At 60.8% G+C, this 11,688-nt stretch carries 12 protein-coding genes; 11 read left to right on the forward strand and 1 reads right to left on the reverse strand.

Annotated features, from left to right (window positions below):
- The 9 genes from Q0C48_RS14370 to Q0C48_RS14410 form a co-directional block, all read left to right on the forward strand.
- A partial coding sequence (locus Q0C48_RS14370; protein ID WP_291525532.1) for an IS30 family transposase occupies positions 1 to 320 on the forward strand: 320 nt, incomplete at its 5' end.
- A 56-nt stretch (positions 321 to 376) separates the two neighbouring features.
- Positions 377 to 727 carry a carboxymuconolactone decarboxylase family protein gene (locus tag Q0C48_RS14375; RefSeq protein ID WP_291525534.1) on the forward strand — a complete coding sequence of 117 codons (351 nt, stop codon included), beginning with the start codon at positions 377 to 379 and terminating at the stop codon, positions 725 to 727.
- Complete coding sequence (locus Q0C48_RS14380; protein ID WP_291525535.1) at positions 720 to 1,784, forward strand: thiamine pyrophosphate-dependent enzyme; 1,065 nt, start codon at positions 720 to 722, stop codon at positions 1,782 to 1,784. The genes Q0C48_RS14375 and Q0C48_RS14380 overlap by 8 nt, the downstream gene beginning before the upstream one ends.
- The gene (locus Q0C48_RS14385) at positions 1,781 to 2,761 is read left to right on the forward strand and encodes an alpha-ketoacid dehydrogenase subunit beta (RefSeq protein WP_291525537.1); all 981 of its coding nucleotides are present in this window, start codon (positions 1,781 to 1,783) and stop codon (positions 2,759 to 2,761) included. The genes Q0C48_RS14380 and Q0C48_RS14385 overlap by 4 nt, the downstream gene beginning before the upstream one ends.
- Positions 2,762 to 2,773: 12 nt before the next feature.
- Positions 2,774 to 4,057, forward strand: a complete 1,284-nt coding sequence (locus Q0C48_RS14390; RefSeq protein WP_291525539.1) for a 2-oxo acid dehydrogenase subunit E2 — start codon at positions 2,774 to 2,776, stop codon at positions 4,055 to 4,057.
- Entirely contained in the window at positions 4,054 to 5,244 is a 1,191-nt protein-coding gene (locus Q0C48_RS14395) for an acetate/propionate family kinase (RefSeq protein ID WP_291525541.1), read from the forward strand. The genes Q0C48_RS14390 and Q0C48_RS14395 overlap by 4 nt, the downstream gene beginning before the upstream one ends.
- Positions 5,241 to 6,734, forward strand: a complete 1,494-nt coding sequence (locus Q0C48_RS14400; protein ID WP_291525543.1) for an MFS transporter — start codon at positions 5,241 to 5,243, stop codon at positions 6,732 to 6,734. The genes Q0C48_RS14395 and Q0C48_RS14400 overlap by 4 nt, the downstream gene beginning before the upstream one ends.
- 24 nt (positions 6,735 to 6,758) lie before the next feature.
- The gene (locus Q0C48_RS14405; protein ID WP_291525545.1) at positions 6,759 to 7,682 is read left to right on the forward strand and encodes a bifunctional enoyl-CoA hydratase/phosphate acetyltransferase; all 924 of its coding nucleotides are present in this window, start codon (positions 6,759 to 6,761) and stop codon (positions 7,680 to 7,682) included.
- Positions 7,679 to 8,638, forward strand: a complete 960-nt coding sequence (locus Q0C48_RS14410; protein WP_291525547.1) for a 1-phosphofructokinase family hexose kinase — start codon at positions 7,679 to 7,681, stop codon at positions 8,636 to 8,638. Before Q0C48_RS14405 ends, Q0C48_RS14410 begins: the two co-directional genes overlap by 4 nt.
- 126 nt (positions 8,639 to 8,764) lie before the next feature.
- Here Q0C48_RS14410 and Q0C48_RS14415 read toward each other — a convergent pair whose 3' ends face one another.
- Positions 8,765 to 9,166 carry a hypothetical protein gene (locus tag Q0C48_RS14415; protein ID WP_291525548.1) on the reverse strand — a complete coding sequence of 134 codons (402 nt, stop codon included), beginning with the start codon at positions 9,164 to 9,166 and terminating at the stop codon, positions 8,765 to 8,767.
- A gap of 532 nt (positions 9,167 to 9,698) precedes the next feature.
- Between Q0C48_RS14415 and Q0C48_RS14420 the strand changes: the two genes are divergently transcribed.
- Positions 9,699 to 11,093 carry an FAD/NAD(P)-binding oxidoreductase gene (locus Q0C48_RS14420; protein ID WP_291525549.1) on the forward strand — a complete coding sequence of 465 codons (1,395 nt, stop codon included), beginning with the start codon at positions 9,699 to 9,701 and terminating at the stop codon, positions 11,091 to 11,093.
- Positions 11,086 to 11,688, forward strand: a 603-nt coding sequence (locus Q0C48_RS14425) for an aldolase (RefSeq protein ID WP_291525550.1), incomplete at its 3' end; no start/stop codon positions are given. The genes Q0C48_RS14420 and Q0C48_RS14425, both read left to right, overlap by 8 nt.

Raw genomic sequence — 11,688 nt, forward strand, 5'->3', positions numbered from 1 at the left:
CATTGAGGAAGACCCTGACCTATGACCAGGGTCGGGAGATGGCTCGACATGAGGAACTGGAAGAACGCACCCATCTGATGGTCTACTTTGCCGACCCGCACAGTCCCTGGCAGCGCCCGACCAATGAAAATACCAACGGTCTGCTCCGGCAGTACTTCCCCAAAGGAACGGATCTGTCGCAATACTCCCAGCAGTGCTTGACCAAGGTTGCCGAGGAGATGAACAATCGACTCAGAAAATCCTTGGGTTTTCGAACGCCAGCCGAAGTAATGGTACAGAAGATCAAAGAGTTAAACAGCAGTGTTGCACTTCAGAATTGAAACCGCCCAGAATCGCCTGAAGCTACTTTGTCCCGCAGAAAAAGGAGTATCGCGTTATGAGTGCCAATGATCGCGTCACCGAAATCAACCAGCTCATTGACGGCCTGAAAGATAAATATCCATCTGAAATCAATGCATTTCTTGTATTTATGGGTAAGGCAGAAGGCAATCCGGCACTGGGCATGGCCCAGAAAGAACTCATCAACGTGGCCCTCTCGGTAGCTGCGCAGTGCCAATGGTGTATTGCACTTCATGTCAAAGGAGCTGTCGCTGCGGGTGCCACCCGCGATGAAATCATGAGTGCGGGCTTCATGGCGGTGCTGATGCATGGTGGTCCGGCCCTGATGTATCTGGTCTCCCTCACCGAAGCCGTCAATGAATTTTTGCCGGAGGAAAAGCATGGATAAGGCACAAATGGCGGCCATGCTCCGCGATATGTTGCGCGCGAGGGCCTTTGAAGAGGCGGCGGCACAGGCCTATGCGCAGGGCCATATTGCTGGTTTCCTGCACCTGTATCCGGGTGAAGAAGCAGTGGCCGTGGGTGTACTGCATGCGGCTGAGCCGGGCGACTACGTGGTCAGCACCTATCGCGAGCATGTCCATGCCCTGGTGCGCGGCATTCCGGCGCGGCAGATCATGGCAGAATTACACGGCAAAAAGACCGGTGTAAGCGGCGGTATGGGGGGGTCCATGCACCTCTTTGATCGAAGTCGACGCTTTCTCGGCGGCTACGCCATCGTTGGCGAAACCTTCCCCATCGCCTTGGGTGCAGGTTATGCCGTGGCCTACCGCCGCCTGCCCGAAGCCGTGATCTGCTTCTTCGGCGACGGCGCCATCAATCAGGGCACCTTTCACGAATCTCTGAATATGGCAGCGCTCTGGAAATTGCCTATTTTCTTCGTTTGCGAAAACAACCATTACCAGATCGGCACCGAGATTCACCGGCACTCCGCCATCACCGAGGTCTACAAGCGCGCCTGCGGTTATGGCATACCGGCTGAAAAGGTGGATGGCATGGATGTCGTCGCGGTGCATAAGGCGGCCAAAAGGGCACTGGACCGGGTCCGCGCCGGGGACGGGCCGCAGTTCCTGGAACTGGAAACCTACCGTTACCGGGGACACTCCATGGCCGACCCCGGCAGCTATCGCCCGGCCGCTGAGCTCAATGCCTATCAGGCCAATGACCCCATCGCCGCGGCCGTCCATGTGGCGGAGCACCCATACCCCAGCGCCGATGCCATTGCCGCAGCCGGTGCCGACTGTGTGACCCGCTTCACCGACCACTGCTGCGAGGGGGGACATCTCGACGATGCGGCCGTCGAGCGTATGCGCCGGGAGATTCAGGAGGAAGTGGCGGATGCGGTGGCTTTTGCCGAACAGAGTGACGCACCGAACATGGACGATGCCTGGAAGGCCTTCCACCGCAATCGGCGTTTCGAAACCCTCATGGAGACCGCGCAATGAGCGAGATGCTTTACTGGCAGGCACTGAACCGCGCCATGGATGCCGAGATGGCCGCCGATGAGACCGTACTGACCCTGGGCGAGGATGTGGGTCTCTATGGGGGCACCTACCGGGTGACCGAGGGCCTCATGGCCAAATACGGCGAATGGCGGGTTCGCGACACGCCCATCTCCGAGAACAGCTTTACCGGCCTCGGGGTGGGCGCGGCGATGCTGGGCTTGCGCCCGGTGGTGGAGATCATGACCATCAACTTCGCCCTCTTCGCCATGGACGCCATCGTCAACATGGCGGCGAAGATTCCCTTTATGTCCGGCGGCCAGTTTCCCATGCCCCTCACCATCCGCATGCCCGGTGGCGTCGCCAAACAGTTAGGTGCCCAGCATTCGCAGCGGCTGGAGCACATGCTGATGAATGTGCCCGGCCTGCGCATCGTGGTCCCCGCCACCCCGCAGGATGCCTACTGGCAGTTACGCCAGGCTATTCGCAGCGATGACCCCATTCTTGTGCTGGAACATGAGTTGCTCTATTTCAGTAAAGGCGACGTAGACGAGGCGACGCTGGCTCCGCCCATCCATCAGGCGGTAGCACGACGGCGGGGGCGAGACATCACCTGCATCGCCTACTCGCGGATGTTGCCGCTGGCCTTGCAGGCCGCGGAGACGCTGGCGGCAGAAGGCATCGAACTCACAGTGATTGATCCGCGCAGCCTTTCGCCCATTGACTGGGACACCTGCGTGCGCGCGGTGGAGCAGACCCACCGCTGCCTGATCGTCGAAGAGGACTGCCGCTTTGCCGGTGCCGGTGCGGAGTTCGCCGCCACCTTGCAGGAGCGTTGCTTTTACTTGCTGGACGCCCCCATCCAGCGGGTAGCGGGGATGGATATCCCTACCCCCTTCAATGGTACGCTTGAGGCCGCCAGCATTCCCCGCGGGGAACACATTGTACAGGCGGCCCGGCAGATGATGGCCCAGCAGTAGGAGGAGAGGTTGATGAAAGCAGAAATCACCATGCCGGTACTGTCCGACACCATGCAGACCGGACGCCTCACCCGCTGGAACAAGGCCGTCGGTGAAGTGATCAAGAAGGGCGAAGCCGTTGCCGAGGTCGAAACGGATAAAGCGATTCTGGATGTGGAGGCCTTTGCCGACGGTTTTCTGGCAGGCCCTTTGGCCGCGGTGGACACGGACATCCCGGTGCGGCAGGTCATCGGTTACATTGCCGATACGCCGGAAGCGACAAAGACCGATTCAGGCGGTGCGGCCAGAGTTGCCGCGACAACCGCACCGCCCGCCCCACCATCAGCAGCACCCGGAGCGGTTCCAGAGAAAAAGACCGCGCCACCGGACACCCAGCAGCCGACCGCCCCTGCGGCCGCCGCAACACCACCCGATACGGCGCCTTCGGAGAAACCTGCCTCTCCCCTGCCGCCGCACACCCCGACAGCCGCCGCTGCTGCGCTGCAACCTCCGCACGCCGGTGGTCTCCAGGCTTCTCCGTATGCCCGCGCCCTCGCCCGTGATCTGGAACTGGACCTCAGCCAGGTAAAGCCCGGTCCCGATGGAATCATTCATGCGGCCCAGGTACTGGCCAGCGCTTTAGCGCCCGAAGATGCGGACCTGCGCCGCGGCCCGCCCTACACCATCGAGCGACCCAGCATGCTCCGCGCAGCGGTGGCCCGCAATATGTCGGCGACCCTCGATACCCCCACCTTTCTCATCAGCAGCCGCTTTGCCACGGCGCCCCTGCATGCTGCCGCCAAACAGGCGGGCCTCAGCCTGACCCTCGCCCTGACCCGCGCCTGTGCCCTGACCGTCGCTGAAGATCCCTGGTTTAACCAGGTCTGGACCCGTCAGGGATTGGCCAAGCGCAGCCGGGTGGATGTAGGCATCGCCGTGGACACCGGCGACGGGCTGATCACACCGGTGCTGCGCGATGCGGCCAGCCGCCCGCTCAAGGAACTGGTGGAGGACTGGCGGATCCTGCTCGGCAAAGTCAAAAAAGGGCGGATTTATCCGGAAGATTACCAGGGGGCCAGCTTCTATCTTTCCAATCTCGGGGTTTTCCCGGAAGTAGAGCGCTTCAATGCCATCGTGCCGGTGGGCGCCTCCGCCATACTGGCCGTGGCTGCCGCGGGCAGTGATGGGCGGGCGGACTTTACCCTGAGCTGCGATCACCGGGTGATTTTCGGCGCTGACGCGGCGCGCTTTCTGCAGCGGCTGGGCAAGCGGCTAGAGGACCTGTCCTGGTTAGCCACTGGCGAGGGAGGCCTGTGAGCATAGCGGCAACGCGACATGTCCTCTGCCTCAACAGCGGTTCATCCTCCATCAAGTTCGCGGTTTTTGCGCTGGGGGCTGCAGGGGAAGAGAAACTCGCGGAAGGCGCCGCCGAGCGCATTGGGCAGAGCGTCGGGCGTTTATGGCTGCAACGCGGAGAAGAGCAGGCCATTGACCGGCAGTTGGCCCTGCCGCAGCAGCAGGAGGCGTTAAAGGCCGTATTTGCGGCACTGGCGGAGGTACAATGCGCGACGCCGGATGGCGTTGGCCACCGCATTGTCTCCGGCGGACCGCGTCATCAGGCGCATTGCCTGGTGGATAACCAGGTGCTCAGCGATCTGCGCGCCTCCCTGCGTTTTGCCCCTTTACATCTTCCTGCAGAAATCGCCGCCATAGAGGCCGTACAAGCGGTGTGGCCCCATATTCCGCAAGTCGCCTGCTTCGATACGGCTTTTCACCGTAGCATCCCGGAAATGGCCAGCCGCCTGCCCCTGCCGCGCAATCTCTGGCAGGAAGGTGTCCGTAAATACGGTTTCCATGGTCTCTCTTACGAGTACATCGTCGGTCGGCTCCCCAATCACGCCACCGGCAAGACCATCATCGCCCACCTCGGTAATGGTGCAAGCATGGCGGCGGTGCATAACGGGCAGTGCCGCGATACCACGATGGGCCTCACCCCCACCGGCGGCCTGGTGATGGGCACGCGCAGCGGCGATCTCGACCCCGGCGTCCTGCTCTATCTCATGGAAGAAAAGGGCTACAATGCCGGGCAACTCGAGCGGCTCCTCAACCATTTATCCGGCTTACTGGGCATTTCCGCCAGTAGCGGCGACATGCAGACCCTACTGAAGCTGCGCAATGGCGATCCCCATGCAGCGCAGGCCATCGAAATATTTGCCTATAGTGCGCGCAAGGCCATCGGCAGCCTGATGGCGGTGCTGGGCGGACTGGACCGCCTCGTCTTTACGGGAGGCATTGGCGAACACGCCGCCGCAATCCGCTGGGCCATTTGCCAGCCCCTGCTGGGGCTGGGGCTGGAGATAGACCCGGTCGCCAATGAAGACCCCGAACTACGCATTTCCGTGCCGCACAGCCCAGTAGAAATCCTCGTTATCCCCACCAATGAAGACCTGATGATTGCCCGGCACTGTCACCGGCTCCTGCCTGGGCAGGAGCACCGTCGTTGAAATCCGATAAAACGCATCAGCGTGCGCGGCAGCCCGCGCACCCGGTACACCCCGATCACGCCAGCATGACCCAGATTCTCGACGAAAGCGCCATGCTGCCGATTCATTATCGCATCTGGGCGTTATCCACCGGCGGCACCTTGCTCAGCGGCGTCTCGATGTTTCTGCTAGGTGTCACGCTGCCCCTGGTGATACCCATTTTTGCCCTGCCCGCCACCAGCGTCGGCCTTGCCGCCGCCATGCTCATGGGCGGCACCGTCATTGGCGCGCTGGTCGGCGGGCACCTGGCTGACCACTTCGGGCGCAAACCCGTCATGGTCATGGACATGATCCTGCTCATGATCGCCGCCCTGCTGGCCGCGCTCGCGCCCAATGCTGCGGTGCTCATTGGTGCCGAATTACTGGTCGGCGTGGGTATTGGCATGGATTTTCCGGTAGGTAGCAGTTATCTGGCGGAATTCATGCCCCAGAGGCGGCGCGGACGCATGATGGCGGCCGCCATCGCCGTGCAATCCATCGGCATGCTAGCAGGTGCCGGTTTTGCTCTGGTCCTTTTGCAAAGCGCCCATCCCGGTGACAACACCTGGCGCTGGTTGCTGGCCGCAGAAGCACTGCTGGTGCTCCCCTACCTGCTCGGCCGCCTCACCCTGCCGGAGAGCGTGCGCTGGTGTATGGGGCGTGGTCACAACGCCGAAGCCGCCCGCATTCTCGAACGCATCGCGCCTCAACAAACAGAGATGCTCGCCGCCATGGCCCGGCATCTGGGCAAAAAAATCCACCATGTGGCCAAGATCCGACCAGGTCGCCACATGGGTATAGGGATCCTGTTTTCTCCGGAATATCGACGCCGCACCTTGCTGGTGACCCTGCCCTGGTTTTTTATGGACGTGGCCACCTACGGCGTCGGCCTGTTCACCACCATCCTGCTCGGCACCATGCGCAATGGCGGGAACGGCGGCATCATCGGTGTGGTCGGCAGGGACCTTGCCAATGCCCTGGACAGCGGCAAGGTAGATATCTTCCTCCTCCTCGGTTCCGTGCTCTCCCTCTGGGCGGTACCCTGGCTGGGCCGGATTCATATGCAGATGATCGGTTTTGGAGGCATGGCGCTCGGCATGGGATTGCTCTATTTGGCGACAGGCATGGCCGGAGGGGCAGCTGCCCACCTGCAGCTCATTCTGATCGGTTTCATGGTGTTCAATCTGTTCATGACCGCCGGCCCCAACGCCACGACCTTCATCTTGCCAACAGAAATGTACCCCACCCAGGTCCGTGCCTTCAGCGCCGGGTTCGCTGCCGCCATAGCCAAGATCGGCGCCACCATCAGCGTTTTTTTGCTGCCGGTGATCCAGTCTGCGCTGGGCGTTACCATGGTCTTGCTGCTGATGGGCACGGTCAGCCTGCTGGGTCTAGTGCTTACTTACAGCTTCCGTGTGCAAGGCCGTGGCCTGACGCTGGAAGAGCACCACGGACCGGCCTTGCCCCAATGAAGCATCGAGAGAAGGAGATCAGACATGCCCTATGCCCATTTTGATGCGCTGTTAGCCGCCGTCGCTCCCCTGGACGACATCCCTGTGGCCGTGGTCGATGCCGCCGAGGAGCATGTTCTGCGCGGTGCCTGCGAGGCAAAACTGCAAAGCATCGTAGAACCCATCCTCATCGGCGATGAAAACAAAATTCGCAGCCTGCTGCTCAAGCTGGGGCACGATTCCGGCGTCTGTCCCAACTTTCGCATCCTCCACGCCGACAGTGCCGAAGCCGCCGCGGAAAAAGGCGTCGAGTTGGTGCTTGCCGGAGAGGCCAAGGCGCTGATGAAGGGACACCTGCATAGCGACGCCTTCCTCCACCCCATTCTCGCCAAACTGCGCACGGATCGTCGTCTTTCTCATGTCTTTGTTGCGGATATCAAGACGTATCCGAAACTCCTGCTCATCACCGATGCCGCCATCAATATTGCACCTGACCTGATCACCAAGGCGGCCATTCTGCAAAACGCCATTGATCTGGCGCGGATTCTGGACGTTACGCAACCCAAGGCCGCCATTCTCTCGGCAGTGGAGGTAGTCAACCCCGCTATCGTCTCGACCATAGATGCCGCCTGTCTATCGAAAATGGCGGAACGCGGGCAGATTACCGGCGCGCTGGTGGACGGCCCCCTCGCCTTCGACAACGCCATCTCCAAAGAGTCGGCAAAGATCAAAGGGATACAGAGTGCCGTAGCCGGAGATGCCGATATTCTGCTGGTGCCCGATCTGGTATCCGGCAATATCCTCGCCAAAGATCTGGAATATCTGGCCGGGGCGACACTGGCAGGGATCGTGATGGGTGCCAGGGTGCCAGTCATCCTCACCTCCCGCGCTGATCCCGCCCGTGCCCGTCTGGTTTCCGCTGGCCTAGCGGCGCTGGTGCACTATCATCATCTCCAGATGCTGCCATGATCGAAAGCAACGCCCGCTGCCCGCCCATCGCCACCCTCACCCTCAACCCGGCCGTAGACATTGCCTACGAGGTGGTGCACCTGATTGCGGATCAGAAAAGTCATGCCACATCCACCCGCTACGATCCCGGCGGTAATGGGATCAATGTCGCCCGCGCCCTCAAGGAGCTACTGGTCTTCGCCCACAGTTGCTGTGTCGTGGCTGGCAATATCGGCGAACTGCTGCAAAAACTGCTGCAGCATCAACTGGATGATCCCCACTGTGTGCATGTGGAGGGGGAAACCCGCGTTAATGCTACCATTTTGCAGGGTGACCCCGCCGCGCAGTTTGAAATCACCGGCATCGGGCCGCGGGTTTCAGAACTCATCCTCGCCGAAGTCCGGGAAACCTTTCTGGGTCTGTGCAAAGACGGTTTTGCGGTGCTCACCGGCTCCGTCCCCCCTGGCGTGGATGACCATTTCTACGGAGATATGGTCGATCGCGTCCGCGCCAGCGGCGGCCAATCCATTGTCGATGCCCATGGCGCCCTCCTGCAACACGCCCTTCCCCATCACCCCTTCCTGATCAAACCCAACCGCTATGAGCTGTCCCTGCTGCGCCAGCGCGAGCTCCCCACGCTGAAAGAGGTGGCGAAGGAGGCACGCGCCATACAGCGGGAAGGCGTGCAGTATGTCTGTGTGTCCCTGGGGGGCGACGGTGCGCTGCTGGTCGGACCCGATGGCAGCTATTTCGCCAAGGCGCCCCCCGTTCCGGTGAAGTCGACGGTCGGCTCGGGCGATTCCATGGTCGCTGGTCTCGTCGCCGCGCTGGCCCACGGCCAAAGTCCGGCAGAAGCCCTGCGTCTGGGCGTCGCCTGCGGTAGCGGCACGGCCGCCCGGCCGGGTACCGAGATTTTTTCCCATAATGATCTGGACGAACTGCTTCAGACAACGGAAGCGCATGTGCTGGATATTTGACTGTGTCCGCAAAAAAAGCCCTCGCGAGGAGGGCCAAAGGGAGGTATGGAAGACGGATCATTCGTCCTGCGGATCAAACAGGGGTGATTGGCGCGCACCCTCCCGGCGCATCATGAGAACGGGCCTTTAGCAATGCCCGTTGTCGTTATCGCCGTTTTTCAGATTCTCCTCCGCTTCGGTGCGCCACCAGGTTCCGATCCCTGCGGCGGTCCGGGCCACTGCCTTGTTGGGGTAGCAGGTGACCGGGTCCTTTTGTGACTGTGCGGACCTTTGGTACCAGTAAGTCGCCCGGACCCAGTCGGCCTTTTCGATATGCCCCAATTTCAGGCCGGGGTCATAGAGCGTCCCCAGATAATACCCGGCAGTCCTGTTTCCGGTATCGGCCTGGTTCTGCAGTTGCTGCAAGGCCGCAGGAGAACCTTCGGCCTGGTTTCTGAGGTTCAGTAGGGTCCCTTCTGCCCAGGACAGGACCGGAACCGTGAGACCGAGTGCCAACAGGATCGATGCTGTAAACTTGCCTTTGTACATAACGTGCTCCTCTTCCAAAAAAGGTTCCAAAAAGGTTTTCACCAGCATGCCCGCTTCCCGGCGTGGGTTCAGTAACGGGTGAAGGGAACCGTCCCTTGCCGCTACACTATGTGGGAACTTTTACCACTTTTAACATTCAAGCAGTAGTCGTGCCATATTTAATAACCAATTGTATGGATGGGGATTTGCCGGTTTCATCCCGAGCCTGGCCGGGATGATCAAGGAGATCACTCCGGAAATTTGTCGCTAGAACACGACGATTATCCCAAGGTAATATAATATATATAATAATAAACAATTTGTTACGATTGTGGCCCATTGTCCACACTAATCCGCCATAGCATTGCATCATTTCTGCTGAAACTGCTCAGGCCCCCACGGGGGGCTACAGGATCATCCGCTCGAGCACTCAAAATCCCCGACTGTTCTATACTGATGACTGATGGACGAAGCCGCCCATGGAGGATCCTGATGGCGACCATGAACCAGCCGCTGTATCCCTTTTCCACCCGCAACTGACCAGGAGTAACAGATGGCTGACACCACGGATATCCTGATTGTTGGCGGCGGCCCCGCCGGCATGATGACGGGTATTACCGCCGCCCAGTTCTCACCGCACAAAAAAGTGCTGGTGATCCGTCCGGAGACGGACGCGGTGATTCCCTGTGGTATCCCCTATATATTCGGCACCCTGGGCGGCACCGATGAGGATATGGCCGGGCGTGCGCCCCTGCTGGCGGCCGGCGGACAACTTCAGATGGGCACGGTCCAGAAGATCGACCGCGTCGCACACAGCGCCACCCTGGCCGATGGCGATGTTATTCACTGGGAACGCCTGGTGCTGGCCACCGGCGCCGAGAACTTCATCCCCCCCATTCCGGGCACCCATCTGGAAGGCGTCTTCAGCATTCACAAAGACTACGATTATCTGGACAGGCTCTTCAGTACCCTCATTCCGCAGATCAAAAAACTGGCTATTATCGGTGGTGGCTTCATCGGGGTGGAGTTTGCCGACGAAATCCGCAAGCGCGGCATTGAGGTGCACATCGTCGAGATGCTGCCGCACCTGATGCAGGCGGCCTTTGACCTGGATGCCTGCGCCGCAGTGGAGAAGCAGTTGCAGGCCCATGGCGTTCATATTCATACCGGAGCCAGGGTGGAGGCGCTGCTGCCCGATGCCAGCGGCAAGCGCGTCGGACAGGTACAGATCTCCGGGCAGGAAGCGCTGACGGTAGACGCAGTGCTCATCGCCATCGGCACCCGCCCCCAGGTCGCGCTGGCCAGGGATATGGGCTTAACGCTCAGCCGCTCCGGCGGGGTCTGGGTAGATGCCTTCCAGCGTTCCCGCGAAGATCCCGATATTTTTGCCGTCGGAGATTGCGCCCACAAGCAGGACTTTTTCACCCGCAAGGCCAATCACGCCATGATCGCCTCTCAGGCGGCGGCCGAGGGCCGTATCGCTGGCATGAACCTCTATGGTTTGCGCCAGCTCCGCTACAACGCAGGCTCCGTCAGCGTCTATGCCAGCGAGATTGATGGTCTGGCCTTCGGGGTGGCGGGTCTGACCCAGCATCAGGCCGAGCAGGAAGGCTTCCCCATTCTGGTCGGCGAGGCCCGCCTGCCCGATCATCACCCCGCCTCCATGCCCAATACCACGGAGATTTACTGCCGGATCATCTTCGCCGCCGACTCCCTGCAGATTCTCGGGGGGCAGATTCTCGGCGGTGCCACCACCGGCGAACTGGTCAATACTATCGGTCTCGCCATACAGATGCACGCCTCCGCACCCGATCTGGCCAGTATGCAATTTGGCAGCCAACCCCGCCTGACGCCTTCCCTGCATCCCCTGGTAGCCGCTACGGGTGACGCCCTGCGGCGCCATTACGAACCTCTCCAGCCCTGCATTACAGGAGCCCCTCATGCCTAAAATTGCCCAAGCACCGCTCGGCATGTCCGCCGAAAGCACTCGGCACTGGACAGAAAACTATCGTCTCGCCACCCAGGACAGCGGTCGCCTGTTCCTGATGGCGGGCGATCAGAAAGTCGAACATCTCAACGATGATTTTATCGGCGGGTATGTAGCGACGGACGATACCGACCCGGAACACCTTTTCCGCATCGCCAGTGAAGCGCCCGTAGGCTGCTTTGCCGCACAAATGGGCCTCATTGCCCGCTATGGCATGGATTACCGCGACACGCCCTACTTGCTCAAACTCAACAGCAAGACGCATTTGATCAAGACGGCACAACGCGATCCAATCAGCCTGCAATGGCAGAGCATGGCGCAAGTCCACGACTTTGTGCGCCATTCCGGTCTCCGGGTGGTTGGGGTCGGTTACACCATTTACCCCGGTTCCGAGTTTGAGCCGACCATGCTCAGCGAAGCCGCACGCATCATTCAGGATGCCCATGCCATGGGATTGCTGGCCGTCATCTGGGCCTATCCGCGCGGCAAGGCCGTGGGTGAACGCGAGCAGGACCCGCATCTTATTGCCGGTGCCGCAGGTCTGGCAGCCTGTCTC

This window comes from Acidithiobacillus sp. (genome assembly GCF_023255755.1).
Lineage (GTDB): Bacteria > Pseudomonadota > Gammaproteobacteria > Acidithiobacillales > Acidithiobacillaceae > Acidithiobacillus.